We start from the raw sequence: 14,478 nt of genomic DNA on the forward strand, positions 1-14,478 counted from the left end.
CAGATCACTCCGCCGTGATCGACCAGACGTAGCCGTCCGGGCGGATCAGCACGCGGCGCCCCGCCGTGGCCTCGTAAGCCGCGTGCGCGTGGCCGCCCGCGTCCACCAGATCCGAGCCCGAAGCCATCGACCCGGCGGGCAAGATCCGGTGCGCCTCCGGGGAGGAACCCACCGCACCCGAACCAAAGACGAGCTCCGTCGCGTGCGGGCCCCGGAACAGCTCGAACAGCCGCACCGGCTTCCCGTTCGCGTCCACCAACGGCGCGTCCGGAGCCCGGTCCCCAGCCCGAAGCGAGCCAGAACCAGCAGCGGCCAACGGCCCACCCCGATACCCGACATCCAGCTGCTGTGTCTCCGACCCCCGCCGATGGGCGTCCTCGTCGCCGTCGGCGTACTTCTCCATCAGAGCCGTCGAAACGCCCAGCACCCGCGCCGCCACCGCCCGCCGCTCGGGTTCGTAGGTGTCCAGCAGCGAGGGAGACCCGGAGGCCAGCTTCCAGCCCAGGTTGTACGCGTCCTGGACCCCCGTGTTCAGCCCCTGCCCACCCGTCGGCGGGTGCACGTGTGCGGCGTCGCCGGCGAGGAACACGCGCCCGACGCGGAAGGAAGCGGCCAGGCGGATGTTCGGCCGCCACACGGTCGACCAGGCCAGGTCGAACAGCCGGATCCCGCCGCCCGACACCGAGTCCAGCCGCGCCTGCAACGCCGGCAGCGAGGTCTCCACCGCCAGGTCCCCGTCCCCCAGCGGCGCCCCGAACTGGAAGTGCGGCGTGCCGGCCAGCGGCGTGAACGCCACCCCGCTCATCGGCGACGAAGCCGGCGCGAACCAGTACGACGAGTCGTGCGAGAGGCCCGAAGCCTGGACGTCCCCCAGCAACATCCGGATCGACTCGTCGGTCGTGCCCTCGAACGGAATCCCCAGTGCCTTGCGCACGAAGCTCTTCCCGCCGTCGGCACCGACCAAGTAGGAAGCCTCGACCGTCTCCCCCGTCGACAGCGAAGCCGTCACGCCCGAAGCGGACTGCGTGAACCCCACCAGCCCCACCCCGAGCTCCACCCGCACCCCGAACGACGACAGCCGCTCGCGCAGGATGCCCTCCGTCTGCGACTGCCCGAGGAACCAGATGTTCGGGTACGGCACCGCGGGCGTCGGCTCGACGGTGTCGCTCATCCAGCGCTCCTGCACGAACTCGCCGTCCAGGTAGACCTTCATCGGGTACTGCGGCGAGCCCGCCGCCAGCACCGCGTCGAGCACGCCCAGGTCCTCGAAAACCTCCAGCGTGCGGGGCTGCAGGCCGTCGCCTCTCGAGCCGTTGAAGAAGGCCGGGGCCTTGTCGACAATCCGGACCGCGACGTCGCGCCGGGCCAGTTCGATCGCCAGGGTCAGGCCGGTCGGGCCGGCTCCCGCGATCAGCACCGTGGTGTCCATGTCCCCTCCAGTGAATTCAAATTCAGTGAATCTGAATTCAGAATGCGCGCTGCTAGCGTTCCTGTCAAGGGAGGTGCCGAGATGACGGCGACGAGCCGCAAGGAGAAGGCCGCCGAGACGGAGACCGCGTTGAAGGAGGCCGCCAAGCGCGTGTTCGCGCGCAAGGGCTACCTGAACACGAAGATCACCGACATCACGGCGGAAGCCGGCCGGGCGGCGGGCTCGTTCTACAACCACTTCGCGAGCAAGGAGGAGCTGCTCGAGGCGCTCCTGGGCGACCTGGCGGCGGCGGGCGACGAGGAGGCGGCCTCCGAGGGCCACCTGTCGGACTTCAGCGACCCCGAGGCCGTGCGCTGGCACGTGCGCCAGTACTGGGCCTTCTACAAGGAAAACGCGGCCACGATGCAGGCGCTGCGCCAGGCGTCGATGGTCCACGACGGGTTCGCGAGCACGCTCGCGAGCTTCGGCGTCACGCAGGCGGCCGACATCGCGGGACACCTCGAGCGGGTCACGGCGGCCGGGTACGAGCTGCCCGCGTCGACGCAGCTGAGCATCGTGATGATGTACCAGCTGATCGACAACTTCGCGCAGATGTGGCTCACCGCGCCGGCGCCGACGGGCTGGACGGCACCGAGTGACGACGAGGCCGTCGAGGCGCTCACGAGGTTCGTCTACCGGGGCTTCACGGGACGGGATTTCTGAGCGGGCGCACCGAAGCGCGCCCGCCCGGGAATCAGGAGTTCAGCCGCTCCGCGGCGGCGTCGATGCGCTCGTCCGTGGCGGTCAGGGCCACGCGCACGTGGTTACCGCCGGCCGGGCCGTAGAACGTGCCCGGCGCCACGAGGATGCCGCGCTCGGCCAGCCATGCGACGGTGTCCAGCGCCGGTTCGCCGCGCGTGGACCAGAGGTACAGCCCGGCTTCGGAGTGGGAGATCTCGAAACCGTTGTCCTGCAACGCTTTCCGCAACACGAGCCGGCGGCGCAGGTACCGCTCGCGCTGCGCGGCGACGGCCTCGTCGTCGGTCAGGCCGGCCACCATGGCTTCCTGCACCGGACGCGGCACGATCATCCCGGCGTGCTTGCGGATCTCCAGCAGCTGCTTGACCAGCTTCGGGTCGCCGGCGATGAACCCGGCGCGGTAGCTCGCGAGGTTCGCCGACTTCGACAGCGAGTGCACGGCCAGCAGCCCGTCGAGCCGTCCACCGTGGACGGACGGGTGCAGTACCGACACGGGCTCGGCGTCCCAGCCGAGCGAGAGGTAGCACTCGTCCGACGCCACGATCACGTCGCGGTCACGCGCCCACTCCACGACCTTGCGCAGGTGCTCGACCCCGAGCACCTTGCCGGTCGGGTTCGACGGCGAGTTGAGCCAGATCATCGCCGGCCGCTGCGGCCCGAGCTGCGTGAGCCCGTCCGCGCGGACGACGTCGGCGCCCGCCAGCAGCGCCCCCACCTCGTAGGTCGGGTACGCCAGCTCGGGGATCACCACGGTGTCGCCCTGACCGAGGCCGAGCAGCCGCGGCAGCCAGGCCACGGCTTCCTTCGACCCGATCGTCGGCAGCACCGCGTCCGGCTCGAGCCCCTCGACGCCGTAGCGCCGGCCCAGCGCCTCCACGGCGGTCGTCCGCAGCGCGGGCGTGCCGTGGGTGGCCGGGTAGCCCGGGATCTCCGATACCGATGCCAGCGCGTCGCGGATCGAGGCCGGAACCGGGTCCACGGGCGTGCCGACGGAGAGGTCGACGATCCCGCCGGGATGCGCCTGCGCGCGGGCCTTGACCTCGGCGAGCGAATCCCAGGGGAAGTCGGGCAGGGGGCGGGTCGTCATTCGCCCTGCGGGGGCAGCGCCTTGATGAAGGCGGGGTCGTGGCTGGTCTTGCCGACCTTGGAGGCACCGCCGGGCGAGCCCAGCGTGTCGAAGAAGTCGACGTTGGCCTTGGTGTAGTCGGCCCAGTTGTCGGGGACGTCGTCCTCGTAGTAGATCGCCTCGACCGGGCAGACCGGTTCGCAGGCGCCGCAGTCGACGCACTCGTCGGGGTGGATGTACAGCATCCGCTCGCCCTCGTAGATGCAGTCCACGGGGCACTCGTCGATACACGCCTTGTCGAGCACGTCGACGCAGGGCTCGGCGATCACGTAGGTCACTGCGTACTCCTGCTTTTCTCTGCTTAGCCAGTCCCTGCGGACATTACGCGCTTCCCGAGGCACCGGTGGTGCTTAGGCAACCCTTAGCCATACCCCTGGTATGGGGCCGAATGTCCCGCTCAGCGGTCCCGGCGGCGGGGCTTCGGGGCGTTGCGCGCGTCGCCGGTGATGGTGAACCCCGGGCCGGTGGGCTTGGTGTCGCCCTCGCGCTTCTCCTTGAGCGTGCGTTCGAAACCGTCGGCGATCTCGTCGACCAGGTCGTCGTTGTGCTTGTCGTCCCTGCGCACGTAGCTCATCGGTTCTCCCTGCGAAAATGGGGTGCCGCGTCAAGGACAATCTAACCGTGAACGACTCGGAAATGCTCGAACTCGTGTGTGCGCGGGCCTGGCCCCCGGTGGTCGACGAACCCCTCGGCGACTGGCGCCTGCGCTGGGCCGACGGCTTCACCGGGCGCGCCAACAGCGCACTCGCCGTGGGCGACCCCGGCCGGAGCGTGGCCGCCGCGTTGACGGCCGTCTGTGACTTCGCCCACGATCGGGGGATCCCACCTGTTGCGCAGGTGATCCAGGACAGCGCCACCGAGCGTGCCGTCGCAGCCGCCGGTTGGCGCGAGTGGACCGAACACGCTGCGGGCCACGAGGTGTCGGTGCTCGTCGGGCCGCTGCCGGCCGGGCCCGCGCAGGACGCCGAGATCCTCGACGAGCCGACCACGGCGTGGTGGGAGCTGGCGGCCGACAGCCCGTCGCCGGGCGCGGCCGAACGCCACGTGCTGAGCACGGGCAAGGTGGGTTATGGCGTGGTCGACGTGGACGACGCTGCCGGTGTCACCGCCGGAGCCGTGCGCGGTGCCATCGTGGACGGGTGGCTCCACGTGTCGCGCCTGGCCGTGCGGCCGGAGTTCCGCCGGCGCGGGCTCGCGTCGGCGCTCATGTCCGCGCTGGCCGGGTGGGGTCGCGCGCACGGTGCGGAGAGGTGGGTGTTGCAGGTGGCCGTGGACAACGAAGGCGCGTTGAAGCTGTATTCCGCGCTCGGCTGTACGGAGCACCACAGGTACCGCTACTGGGGCCTGGGACCGGGCGCGTGCGAGGATCCGCAGTCGTGAAGATCGTCGTTTTGGTCGGTGGAGTCGGTGGCGCGCGCTTCCTGCTCGGCGTGAAGACCGCACTCGGGATGCCCGCGATCGGCGAGCCGGAGAGCCCGTCCCCGCACGAGGTCACGGCGCTGGTGAACACCGGCGACGACGTGTGGATGCACGGCCTGCGCATCTGCCCCGACCTCGACACCTGCATGTACACCCTCGGCGGTGGCATCGACACCGAACGCGGCTGGGGCCACGCGGGTGAGACGTGGGTCGTCAAGGAGGAGCTCGCCGCGTACGGCGCGGAGCCGACGTGGTTCGGGCTGGGCGACAAGGACATCGCGACGCACCTGATCCGCTCGCGGATGCTGCGCGCGGGCTACCCGCTCTCGGCCGTCACCGAGGCGCTGTGCGATCGCTGGCGCCCGGGCGTGCGGCTGCTGCCGATGTCGGACGACCGCGTGGAGACCCACGTGGTGATCGACGACCCCGACCAGCCGGAGCAGCAGAAGGCGATCCACTTCCAGGAGTGGTGGGTGCGCTACCGGGCCGACCGTCCGGCGCACTCGATCGTTTCGGTCGGCGCCGACGAGGCCAAGCCCGGGCCGGGTGTGCTCGAGGCGCTGGGCGAGGCCGACCTGGTGCTGTTCGCGCCGTCGAACCCGGTGGTGAGCGTCGGGACGACGCTCGGGGTGCCGGGTGTGCGCGAGGCGCTGCGCAAGTCGAAGGCCAAGGTCGTGGGGATCTCGCCGATCATCGGCGGCAAGGCGCTGCGCGGCATGGCCGACGCGTGCCTCACGGCGATCGGCGTGGAGACCTCCGCCGAGGCGGTCGGCCGGCACTACGGCGCCCGCTCCGACGGCGGGGTGCTGGACGGCTGGCTCGTCGCCGAGGAGGACCACGACGTGACGGTGCCGGGCGTCGACGTGCGCGCGGTGCCGCTGCTGATGTCCGATGTGGACGCCACGGCCGCGATGGTGCGGGCGGCCTTCGACGTTGCGGGAGTGTCCGGTGTCTGAGTTCAGTGATCACGCGTCGGCCAAGGTCGAGATCCTGCCCGTGACCGGGCTGCCGGAGTTCCGTCCCGGCGACGATCTCACCGGCGCCATCGTCGCGGCCGCGCCGTGGCTGCGGTCGGGCGACGTCGTGGTGGTGACGAGCAAGGTGTTCTCGAAGGTCGAGGGCCGGCTCGTGCGCGTGCCGAGCGACCCGGAGGCCCGGGACGCGGCGCGACGCGAGCTGATCGACCAGGAGACGGTGCGGGTCGTCGCGCGGGTGGCGCGCACGGTGATCACGGAGAACCCGCTGGGGATCGTGCAGGCCGCTTCGGGGATCGACGCGTCGAACGTGCAGGGCGACGAGGTCGCGCTGCTGCCCGCGGACCCGGACGCGTCGGCCCACGCGCTGCGCGGCGGACTGCGGGACCGGCTGGGTGTCGAGGTCGCCGTTGTCGTCACGGACACGATGGGCCGCGCGTGGCGCGTCGGGCAGACCGACGCGGCGATCGGCGCTTCGGGACTGCGCGTGCTGCACGCGTACGCGGGGCAGGTCGACTCGCAGGGCAACGAGCTGGCCGTCACGGAGATCGCGGTGGCCGACGAGCTCGCCGCCGCCGCGGACCTGGTGAAGGGCAAGCTCGGCGGCCTGCCGGTGGCGGTCGTGCGCGGCCTGCAGCTCACCGACGACGGCTCCACCGCGCGGAACCTGATCCGGCCCGTCGACGAGGACCTGTTCCGCTTGGGCACCAACGAAGCGCTGGCGCAGGGCCGGCGGGAAGCCGTGCCGCACCGGCGTTCCGTGCGCACGTTCTCCGACGCGCCGGTGGATCCTTCGGTCGTCCGGCGCGCGGTCGCGGCGGCGTTGACCGCGCCCGCGCCGCACCACACACACCCCGTGCGGTTCGTGTGGCTGCGCGACACCGGGCTGCGCGCGAAGCTGCTGGACGCGATGCGCGAATCGTGGCGGGCGGACCTGTCGAACGACGACTTCACGCCGTCGCAGATCGAGAAACGCTTGTCGCGCGGGGACATTCTGTACCGCGCGCCCGAGGTCGTGATCCCGTTCCTCGTGCCCGAGGGCGCCCACACCTACCGCGACCAGCGGCGCAACGACTGCGAGCACACGATGTTCACGGTCGCCGCCGGCGCCGCGGTGCAGGGCCTGCTGGTCGCCTTGGCGGCGGAGGACCTGGGCTCGTGCTGGATCGGGTCGACGATCTTCGCGGCCGACCTCGTGCGCTCGACGCTGGGCCTGGACTCGCGCTGGGAGCCGCTGGGCGCGGTCGCGATCGGGCACCCGCTCGAAACGCCTGCCGCGCGCTCGCTGGGTGAGCCGGGCGAAGGGCTGGTCGAACTGTGACGCTGCATGCGGATGCGGTGAAGATCCTGACGGCGTGGGCTCCTTCCCTGGGCTCGCAGGAATCGCTGCGCCAGGCGTTCCTGGGTTTCCTGGCCACGCGGGACGACACCGTGCAACGCTCGTGCGCGGCCGGGCACCTCACGGCCTCAGCGGTGGTCCTCGACTCGACGGGTACGCAGGTGCTGCTGACGCTGCACCCGCGTGTCGGCCGCTGGCTGCAGCTGGGTGGGCATTGCGAGCCGTCCGACGCGTCGGTCGCCTCCGCGGCTCTGCGCGAAGCGACGGAGGAGTCGGGCATGACGGGCCTGGAGATCGGCGCCGAGCCGGTGCACCTCGACGTCCACCCGATCACGTGCTCCCTCGGCGTGCCGACGCGGCACTTCGACGTGCGCTACGCGGTCCGCGCGCCGGCCGGGGCGCTGCCCGTCCGCAGCGACGAGTCCGACGACCTGCGCTGGTGGCCGGTCGACGCCCTGCCCGCGGGGTCGGAGGATCTGGCCGAACTCGTGAACGCGGCCGTTTCGTCCCGTTAGCATGGTCGGCATGCCCTTGGTGCTCGCCAACCCGCACATCCACACCGGCGACGGCGGGTTCGTGAGCGGCTGGGTCGTGGCCGTGGGGTTCGGGGTGGCGTTCGTGCTGGTCGTCGTGGGTGTGGTCGTCAGCCTGCGCAGGAAGCGCCGGCGTTAGGGAGGTTTCGCGGTGACCGTGAGCTACGACAGCGCCTCTTCGGTGCCGCCGTTCGAGCAGGTGCGCTCGTCGATCGCCGCGCAGATCAACGCCGGCACCCTCGCCGTCGGCACCAAGCTCCCTACCGTTCGCGCGCTGGCCTCGGACCTGGGCGTCGCCCCGAACACCGTGGCTCGCGCGTACCGGGAGTTGGAGGAAGCCGGCCTGATCGAAACGCGCGGCCGCGCCGGCAGCTTCGTGGGTGCCTCAGGGGACGAGTCGCGTTCGCGGGCCCTGTCGGCGGCCGCCGATTATGCAGCAGTGACGCGACAGCTGGGCCTGTCGACGGACGAGGCGCTCGCCATCGTGACGGCCGCGCTGCGCTGACCGCTCCGGTCTCGCCCAGCCCCCGACGGCCACTCCCCCTACGATGACCATGGGCCGGGGAGAGGGGACTTTTGTCGTGAACGCCATTCAGCCTTGGCATCTCATCATCTTGCTGCTGCTGGCAGGCATCGTCGCGGCCATCGTGGTGGGCGTGCGGTCTTCGAAGAAACGCCGTCAGCCGCCGATTCCGCCGCCGTGGCAAGGAATGCAACCGCCGGGTTACCCGGGCGACCCCGGTTATCCGCCCGGGCAGGCGGGGTATCCGGGTTACCCGCAACAGCCCGGCTACCCGCCGGGACAGCCGGCGCAGCAACCCGGCTATCCGCAACAGCCGGGATACCCGCAGGGTCAGCCCGGTTATCCACAGCAACAGCCTCCGGTACCCGGCCAGTACCCGCAGCAGCAGCCGGGTCAAACACCGCCGTCCGGATTCGGGAACTGAGGCGACCGGTGAACATCCACAACCTGATCACGCCGATCCTGCTGGTGGCTCTGCTCGTAGTCCTTCTCGTCCTGAAGCTCACGGTGTGGCGAAAGCCGAAGCAACCGTCGTATCCGCCGCAGCCCGGCCCTCAGCAGCAGTACCCGGGCCAACTGCCATTTTCTTCGCAACAGCCGGGATATCCGCAGGGTCAGCCCGGCTTTCCGCAACAACAGCCTCCGGTGCCCGGCCAGTACCCGCAGCAGCCGTATCCGCCGCAGCCGCCGGGTCAACAGCCGCCGTCCGGATTCGGGAACTGAGAAGGAGATTCAGCCGTCGTGTTGCGTTTTGTGCTCCCAGCGCTGCTGATCATCGTGCTGGTGGTCATCCTCGTGCTGAAGTTCACCGTGGGGCGGAAGCCGAAGCAGCAGCCTGGGCCGCAGTATCCGCCGCCACAGCAGCAGTATCCGCAGCAGCAGCCCCGCCAGGGTCAACAGCCGCCGCAGTAGGTCACATCGCGCGGTAGTCGCGGAGTTCGATGCGGGGCCCGTACCGCGGCGCGCGGGCCCCGCCGACTTCCAGGTACCGAATCGCGCGCTGGCGATGGGGGGCGTAGGGCGCGAGCAACTCGGCCATGGTCTCGTCGTCGATGCGCCGGCCCAGCAGTGTGTGGCCGACCATGTTCGGGATGTTGTAGTCGCCGAAGCTGACGGCGTCCGGGTCACCCCAGGCGCGTTGGGCGATTTCGGCGGCGGTCCACACGCCGATGCCGGACACTTTGCGCAGCAGGGCCCGGCCTGCGGAACCCCGGAGCGCCACGGCTTCCTCCAGCCGCGGAGCCACGCGGGCGGCGTTGATCAGCGCTGTCCGGCGTTTGAGGTCCACGCCGATGCGGTGCCAGTTCCAGTCCACAATGGACCTGATCGCCACCGGGGACGGGGGTACGCGCAGCGAAGCCGGTCCCGGGCCGGGTGCGGGCGTGCCGAACCAGCGGCACAGCTCGGCCCACGACCGGATGGCCTCCTTGCCCGAGACCTTCTGCTCCAGCACCGCGAGCACGAGCGAGTCCCACACGCGCCGCGTCGAGCCGAGGCGCAGGCCGGGGGCGTCGTGGCGCGCGCGGGCGACCACGGGGTGGTGCGCGACGAAGCCGGTGTCGTCGTCCTCGGCGCCGAGCAGCGCCGGCACGCCGTCGAGCAGGAACTCCGCGCCGGGACCCCACGCGTCGGCCTCGACGACGCCGTCGGGCCGGCGCAGCAGCGCCAGCGTGCCCACGCCGGACGGCGTGTTGGCGGCCAGCCACCAGACGCCACGCTCACCGCGGAAGTTCAGCGAACCGCGCCCGCGGCTGAGCGGGCCCAGCACCGCGGCCAGGTCCAGCGGGAAGGGCGGTCGCCACTCGATCATGCGTCGCTCGAGAACCGGATGCCGCCGTCGGGCAGGGTGACGCCGGGCCAGACGCGGGCGCCGTCGAGGAGCTCGCAGCCGGCGCCGACGGACGCGCCGTCGCCCAGGACCACGCCCCGCAGCACCGCGCCCGCCCCCACGAACGCGCCGCGACCCAGCACCGAACGCTCCACAATGGCCCCGGCCTCGACCACGGCTTCGTCGAACACGACCGAACCGTCGACCGTCACCCCGTCGCCGATCACGGCCTTCTCCCCGATCGTCGTCCCGCCCGTCAGCTGAGCGGACGAGGCCACGGAAGCACCGTCGAGGACCAGCGACTCGCCGGTCGGGCCCGCCAGGGCGGACGTCGGCGCGATGCCGCGCACCAGGTCCGCGCTGCCGCGCACGAACGCCTCGGGCGTGCCGACGTCGAGCCAGTACGAGGAGTCGACAAAGCCGTGGAGGTGCGCGCCGGCTTCGAGGAGCCCGGGGAAGGTCTCGCGCTCCACCGACACGCGCCGGCCCGCCGGGATGGTCTCGACCACCGAGCGGCGGAAGACGTAGCAGCCGGCGTTGATCTGGTCCGTCGGCGGGTTGGGCGTCTTCTCGAGGAACGCCTGCACGCGGCCGTGCTCGTCCGTGGGGACGGAGCCGAACCGGCTCGGGTCGGGCACGCGCTGGAGGTGGAGGGTGACGTCGGCGCCGGTGTCCACATGGGTCTGGAGCTGATGGCGCAGGTCGGCGCCGGAGAGGATGTCGCCGTTGAAGATGATCGCGTGGTCCGCGCGCAACCTGTCGTACACGTTGCGGATGGCGCCGCCGGTGTCCAGCGGCTCGTCCTCGACCACGTACTCGAGTTCGAGGCCGTGGGCCGAACCGTCGCCGAAGTACTCCTCGAAGACTTCGGCGCGATAGGACGTGCCGAGCACGACGTGGCGGATCCCGGCCGCGCGAATTCGCGAGAACAGGTGACTCAAGTAGGGGGTCCCGGCCGTCGGCAACATCGGCTTCGGCGCGGACAGGGTGAGCGGCCGCAGGCGGGTGCCCTTGCCCCCGACCAGCACGACGGCGTCGACCTCGAGCTCGGACGTCACAGAAAACTCCTCTTGTATCACGCACCGCTGAGCGACAAGCCGCGGGAAACGCTGACGGCTGCGCCCCCGAGGGCCTACCCTAGACAGGAAACAGGTGGGCCTTTCCCCAGAGGCCCCGGGTCAGTCGGGAGGCCGAGGGGATGGACCCCCGCGATCGCGCGGACGCTTTGCTCGCACGCGCCCGTTCCCGCGGCGCCTTCGTGGTGACGCCGGACAACATGACGTCGCCGATGGACGCCTCCAACACGCAGCAGATCCCGAGATCCGTGGTCTCGGAGCTCGACCAGCAGGATCCCGACACGACGACGCAGCTCCCGGCGTCGTTGATCGAGGAGAACGACGAGCACCCGCTGGCGAAGCCGAGCACGACCACGCCGCTGGAGGTGCCGTCCGCGCAGGTGACCACTCCGCTGGTGCCGCGTCCGCAGGCCGCGCCCGTGCCGAGCCCGCTGCGGGAGCCGGCCGAGGAAGAGCTGACCGGGCTGGTGCCGACGATCAAGCAGAGCACCGGCAGGTCGAACCTCTCGCGGCGGCTCGACGGGCTGTGATCAGGCTCCTTCGAGCTTGACGCGCACGGCCAGCCCGAGCTTCACCGCCGCCAGCACGGGCTTCCACAGCACGCCCTGGTGCCGGTCGGCGAGGTAGCGGTAGGCGCTGGCGTGGTGCGCGCGCAGCATCTTCTTCGACACGCGCGCCGTCGACACGCCACCGATGTGCATCACGCTCGACGAGGGCGCGTAGACGTTCAGCCAGCCGGCCTTCGCCAGCCGGTCGCCGAGGTCGACGTCTTCGAAGTACATGAAGTAGCGCGTGTCGAAGCCGCCCACCGAGTCGAACGCCTCGCGCCGGAACAGCTGGCACGAGCCACTCAGCCACTCCGACGTGCGCTCCTGCGGCGCGGCGTTCTCCTGACGGTACTGGCGCGTCCACGGGTTGCCGGGCCAGACCTTCGAGAACACGGCGTGCCCGATCCCGCGCCCGAACGACGGCAGCAACCGCGCGGACGGGTAGACGGTCCCGTCGAGATCGTGGATCAACGGCCCGAACGCACCCCCACGCGGCCACCGCTTCGCCACTTCCAGCAGCGCGTCCAACGACCCCGGCTCCCACTCCAGATCCGGGTTGACCACGACGACCCACCCGTAGCCGTCGTCGAGCGCCGCCACGCCGCGGTTGGCGGCCGTGCCGTACCCGACGTTCTCGCCGATGCTGACCAGCTGCACGTTCTCGCGCTCCGCCGCCTTCTCCGGCCCGCCATCCGTGGACGCGTTGTCCGCGACCACCACGCGGACGTCCCGGTCGGTCGCCTTGTCCAACGTGTCGAGGAACTTCTCGAGCATGTCGCCGGGAAAGTAGGTCACGGTCACGACGGCGAGTTTGTCGCCGTAGGTGCGCTGCTGCTCGGTCACGGGCGCCATTGTCCCCCGCTCACGCACGGCTACGGGCATGGATCAACCCCGTCACCAAGGGTGATGGCAGGGCGGCCAGAATGAGCGGATGTCTGTGCACGCTTTCGTCGACGAATCGGCGCGGAATCGCCAGTTCCTGCTGTGCGTCACCCTCGTCGAACCTGCCCACCTCCGCCCAACGCGGCGCGCGTTGACGGAGTTGCTCCTCCGTGGCGCGGGAGCTTCATTTCAAGAAGGAGAAGGAGCCTCGGCGAAGACAACTCATCGATCAAATGGCCAAGATGTCGGTCTCTGTTCGCATGTACACCGGGTCGTGCACACCCAAGACCGAAGAAGCCGTGCGGCAGCAATGCCTGCGCAGGGCTGTCGAAGACCTGCTCGAAAGCCGCGCGCACCGTCTCGTCCTGGACACCAGGAACGAGCGCGACGACCACGACCGCCGGACGATTCAAGAGACGCTGGGTACTCAACCGTCTAAGACCGAGCTGACCTACGAACACCTGGACTCAACGCTCGAGCCCCTGCTCTGGATCTCCGACGCCGTCGCCTGGTGCTTCGGCGCAGCCGGGAACTGGACGCACAAGATCGAAGGGTTGATCGAGGAGCACATTCGGCTCTGAAAAGGCGAAAAGCCTGTGAGACGACCGTCCGGACGCATCACAGGCTCTCTTCTCGGTCCCACCGGGACCTCGCACGATCATGGTAGCAGAACCTGGCAGAACCTGGCTCAGTGCATCCGGCGGTGCCGGTCCCACGCTTTCTCATACGCCTCGCGGTGACGTTCCGCCGTTGTGGCCCACGAGAAGTCCTTCGCGCGCTGCTGGGCGGCTGCGGAGAGGAAGGCGCGGCGGGGCGGGTCGGCGAGGAGTTCGGTGATCGCGGCGGCCACGTCGCCCGCGCCGACGCCGCAGTAGGCGACGGCGTCGCCGCCGACTTCCGGGAGGGAGAGGCGGCGGGTGGTCAGGACGGCGGCGCCGCAGGCCATGGCTTCGAGCACGGGGAGGCCGAAGCCCTCGCCCAGCGACGGGTAGGCGACCAGCTCGGCCCCGCCCAGGAAGCCCGCGAGGGTCCCGAAGGGCAGGTAGCCGGCGCGGATCACGCGCAGCCGGTGCGGCACGGCGTCCAGCGCGCGTTCGACCTGCGTGTCCCAGCCGGGCTGGCCGGCGAGCACCAAAGCGGGCGCGTCCGGCTGGCCGGCGACGGCGCGGGCGTAACCGCGGATCAGGGCCGGCACGTTCTTGCGCGGCTCAAGCGCCCCAAGGAACGCGATGTACGGCGTCCGCCCGATGCCGACGGCCGCGCGCGCCGCGGCGATCTCCTCGGGGGACGGTGGGTGAAAGCGTTCCGAGTCCACGCCGTGGTGGATGATTTCCAGTTCCGCGTGCCGCACGGGGGTCACGCGGCCGAGCTCCAGCGCCGTCGCCTGGCTCGGGACGACGCACAGCGTCGCGCGGCGCAGGGCGGCCACCGTCCACGCGCGGAAGAACCGCGCCTTCACCGACGAGTGCAACACGGGGTCGGTGAAGAACGTCGCGTCGTGCAGCGTCACGACCGAAGCCGCGGGGCTCGCGAGGGGCATCGTGTAGTGCGGCGAGTGGACGACGTCCGCCGCCAGGCGACGCACGAGCCGCGGCAACGTCGCCTGTTCCCAGGTCAGCCGGGCCGTCCGAGTGGACGTCGCGGGCGACGCGGGCACCACTCGCGCCCCCGGGGCGAGCCGGTCGTACAGCGACAGATCCCGGGGCTGGCACACGACCGTCAGCCGCGCCCCGTCCTGGTCCAACGCCGCGACGAGCGAGTCCACGTACCGGCCGACGCCACCCCGATCCGCGGGCACCGCGGTCGCGTCGATCAGCACACGGGGATCACCGGTCACGTGAGCAGAGTACGGCGATCACCCAACGCATAGGTGAGGAACCGACGAACTGTGCTGTGTTGTCCGCCTCCGGCACTGTGTTGCCTGCCGACGCGGCAAGATCGCCGCAAACGATCTTGCGCGCCACTCACGTTCGCTGCCCAAGCTCAGGCAGCGCCGATGGGGCGCTCGCGCACCGCCCGGCCGTCCGCACTCACGCCGACTGGCGGCGAACCTACGCTCGCGT

General features: G+C 70.9%; 20 protein-coding genes. 12 read left to right on the forward strand and 8 right to left on the reverse strand.

All coding sequences use genetic code 11. The features are described 5' to 3' along the window. Positions 1-4: 4 nt before the first annotated feature. On the reverse strand, positions 5-1,429 hold the full coding sequence (locus AB0878_RS00930; RefSeq protein ID WP_366575296.1) for an FAD-dependent monooxygenase: 1,425 nt from the start codon (positions 1,427-1,429) through the stop codon (positions 5-7). An 81-nt stretch (positions 1,430-1,510) separates the two neighbouring features. Here AB0878_RS00930 and AB0878_RS00935 point away from each other — a divergent pair, with 81 nt between their 5' ends. Continuing rightward, a complete protein-coding gene (locus AB0878_RS00935; protein WP_366575297.1) occupies positions 1,511-2,131 on the forward strand; it encodes a TetR/AcrR family transcriptional regulator in 621 nt (206 codons plus the stop codon). A 31-nt stretch (positions 2,132-2,162) separates the two neighbouring features. Here AB0878_RS00935 and dapC read toward each other — a convergent pair whose 3' ends face one another. From dapC to AB0878_RS00950, 3 genes are all read right to left on the reverse strand, one after another. Further along, the gene (dapC, locus tag AB0878_RS00940) at positions 2,163-3,254 is read right to left on the reverse strand and encodes a succinyldiaminopimelate transaminase (protein ID WP_366575299.1); all 1,092 of its coding nucleotides are present in this window, start codon (positions 3,252-3,254) and stop codon (positions 2,163-2,165) included. Then, complete coding sequence (fdxA, locus tag AB0878_RS00945; protein WP_366575301.1) at positions 3,251-3,571, reverse strand: ferredoxin; 321 nt, start codon at positions 3,569-3,571, stop codon at positions 3,251-3,253. The genes dapC and fdxA overlap by 4 nt, the downstream gene beginning before the upstream one ends. A gap of 119 nt (positions 3,572-3,690) precedes the next feature. Further along, positions 3,691-3,867 (reverse strand): hypothetical protein, encoded by a 177-nt coding sequence (locus tag AB0878_RS00950; RefSeq protein WP_366575302.1) that lies wholly within the window; start codon positions 3,865-3,867, stop codon positions 3,691-3,693. A gap of 62 nt (positions 3,868-3,929) precedes the next feature. Here AB0878_RS00950 and AB0878_RS00955 point away from each other — a divergent pair, with 62 nt between their 5' ends. The 9 genes from AB0878_RS00955 to AB0878_RS00995 all read left to right on the forward strand — a co-directional run bounded on the left by AB0878_RS00955 (position 3,930) and on the right by AB0878_RS00995 (position 8,993). Then, positions 3,930-4,673, forward strand: a complete 744-nt coding sequence (locus AB0878_RS00955) for a GNAT family N-acetyltransferase (protein ID WP_366575926.1) — start codon at positions 3,930-3,932, stop codon at positions 4,671-4,673. Continuing rightward, positions 4,670-5,668, forward strand: a complete 999-nt coding sequence (cofD, locus tag AB0878_RS00960) for a 2-phospho-L-lactate transferase (RefSeq protein WP_366575304.1) — start codon at positions 4,670-4,672, stop codon at positions 5,666-5,668. Before AB0878_RS00955 ends, cofD begins: the two co-directional genes overlap by 4 nt. Continuing rightward, positions 5,661-7,007 carry a coenzyme F420-0:L-glutamate ligase gene (locus AB0878_RS00965; protein ID WP_366575306.1) on the forward strand — a complete coding sequence of 449 codons (1,347 nt, stop codon included), beginning with the start codon at positions 5,661-5,663 and terminating at the stop codon, positions 7,005-7,007. Before cofD ends, AB0878_RS00965 begins: the two co-directional genes overlap by 8 nt. Further along, a complete protein-coding gene (locus tag AB0878_RS00970) occupies positions 7,004-7,540 on the forward strand; it encodes an NUDIX hydrolase (protein WP_366575308.1) in 537 nt (178 codons plus the stop codon). The genes AB0878_RS00965 and AB0878_RS00970 overlap by 4 nt, the downstream gene beginning before the upstream one ends. 10 nt (positions 7,541-7,550) lie before the next feature. After that, positions 7,551-7,697, forward strand: coding sequence for a hypothetical protein (locus tag AB0878_RS00975; RefSeq protein ID WP_366575310.1), 147 nt, complete (start codon positions 7,551-7,553; stop codon positions 7,695-7,697). A 12-nt stretch (positions 7,698-7,709) separates the two neighbouring features. Beyond that, positions 7,710-8,063: a GntR family transcriptional regulator gene (locus tag AB0878_RS00980; protein WP_366575312.1), complete on the forward strand. Its 354-nt coding sequence runs from the start codon at positions 7,710-7,712 to the stop codon at positions 8,061-8,063. Positions 8,064-8,139: 76 nt separating this feature from the next. Next, a complete protein-coding gene (locus AB0878_RS00985) occupies positions 8,140-8,505 on the forward strand; it encodes a hypothetical protein (protein WP_366575314.1) in 366 nt (121 codons plus the stop codon). Positions 8,506-8,513: 8 nt separating this feature from the next. After that, positions 8,514-8,804 carry a hypothetical protein gene (locus tag AB0878_RS00990; RefSeq protein WP_366575316.1) on the forward strand — a complete coding sequence of 97 codons (291 nt, stop codon included), beginning with the start codon at positions 8,514-8,516 and terminating at the stop codon, positions 8,802-8,804. 18 nt (positions 8,805-8,822) lie between these two features. Beyond that, positions 8,823-8,993, forward strand: a complete 171-nt coding sequence (locus AB0878_RS00995; RefSeq protein WP_366575318.1) for a hypothetical protein — start codon at positions 8,823-8,825, stop codon at positions 8,991-8,993. Between the two features lies 1 nt (position 8,994). Here the strand turns inward: AB0878_RS00995 and AB0878_RS01000 are convergent, their stop codons facing one another. Beyond that, positions 8,995-9,888: a DNA-3-methyladenine glycosylase 2 family protein gene (locus AB0878_RS01000; RefSeq protein WP_366575928.1), complete on the reverse strand. Its 894-nt coding sequence runs from the start codon at positions 9,886-9,888 to the stop codon at positions 8,995-8,997. After that, positions 9,888-10,967 (reverse strand): NDP-sugar synthase, encoded by a 1,080-nt coding sequence (locus tag AB0878_RS01005; RefSeq protein WP_366575319.1) that lies wholly within the window; start codon positions 10,965-10,967, stop codon positions 9,888-9,890. The genes AB0878_RS01000 and AB0878_RS01005 overlap by 1 nt, the downstream gene beginning before the upstream one ends. A 140-nt stretch (positions 10,968-11,107) precedes the next feature. Between AB0878_RS01005 and AB0878_RS01010 the strand changes: the two genes are divergently transcribed. After that, positions 11,108-11,515, forward strand: coding sequence for a hypothetical protein (locus AB0878_RS01010; protein ID WP_366575320.1), 408 nt, complete (start codon positions 11,108-11,110; stop codon positions 11,513-11,515). Here the strand turns inward: AB0878_RS01010 and AB0878_RS01015 are convergent, their stop codons facing one another. Next, the gene (locus AB0878_RS01015; protein WP_366575930.1) at positions 11,516-12,385 is read right to left on the reverse strand and encodes a glycosyltransferase family 2 protein; all 870 of its coding nucleotides are present in this window, start codon (positions 12,383-12,385) and stop codon (positions 11,516-11,518) included. It abuts the gene before it with no gap. Positions 12,386-12,585: 200 nt separating this feature from the next. Here AB0878_RS01015 and AB0878_RS01020 point away from each other — a divergent pair, with 200 nt between their 5' ends. After that, complete coding sequence (locus tag AB0878_RS01020; RefSeq protein WP_366575322.1) at positions 12,586-12,996, forward strand: hypothetical protein; 411 nt, start codon at positions 12,586-12,588, stop codon at positions 12,994-12,996. Between the two features lie 107 nt (positions 12,997-13,103). Here the strand turns inward: AB0878_RS01020 and AB0878_RS01025 are convergent, their stop codons facing one another. Beyond that, positions 13,104-14,234, reverse strand: coding sequence for a glycosyltransferase family 1 protein (locus AB0878_RS01025; protein WP_366575931.1), 1,131 nt, complete (start codon positions 14,232-14,234; stop codon positions 13,104-13,106). Positions 14,235-14,478 lie beyond the last annotated feature (244 nt).

Origin of the sequence: Amycolatopsis sp. NPDC047767 (genome assembly GCF_040704195.1) — a bacterium.
In the GTDB taxonomy this organism is placed as follows: domain Bacteria; phylum Actinomycetota; class Actinomycetes; order Mycobacteriales; family Pseudonocardiaceae; genus Amycolatopsis.

Excerpts from the sequence above, each read along its gene's own strand:
- AB0878_RS00930 (WP_366575296.1), bottom strand. The coding sequence starts at position 1,429 with ATGGACACCACGGTGCTGATCGCGGGAGCCGGCCCGACCGGCCTGACC.
- AB0878_RS00935 (WP_366575297.1), top strand. The coding sequence starts at position 1,511 with ATGACGGCGACGAGCCGCAAGGAGAAGGCCGCCGAGACGGAGACCGCG.
- dapC (WP_366575299.1), bottom strand. The coding sequence starts at position 3,254 with ATGACGACCCGCCCCCTGCCCGACTTCCCCTGGGATTCGCTCGCCGAG.
- AB0878_RS00950 (WP_366575302.1), bottom strand. The coding sequence starts at position 3,867 with ATGAGCTACGTGCGCAGGGACGACAAGCACAACGACGACCTGGTCGAC.
- AB0878_RS00955 (WP_366575926.1), top strand. The coding sequence starts at position 3,930 with ATGCTCGAACTCGTGTGTGCGCGGGCCTGGCCCCCGGTGGTCGACGAA.
- AB0878_RS00975 (WP_366575310.1), top strand. The coding sequence starts at position 7,551 with ATGCCCTTGGTGCTCGCCAACCCGCACATCCACACCGGCGACGGCGGG.
- AB0878_RS01010 (WP_366575320.1), top strand. The coding sequence starts at position 11,108 with ATGGACCCCCGCGATCGCGCGGACGCTTTGCTCGCACGCGCCCGTTCC.
- AB0878_RS01015 (WP_366575930.1), bottom strand. The coding sequence starts at position 12,385 with ATGGCGCCCGTGACCGAGCAGCAGCGCACCTACGGCGACAAACTCGCC.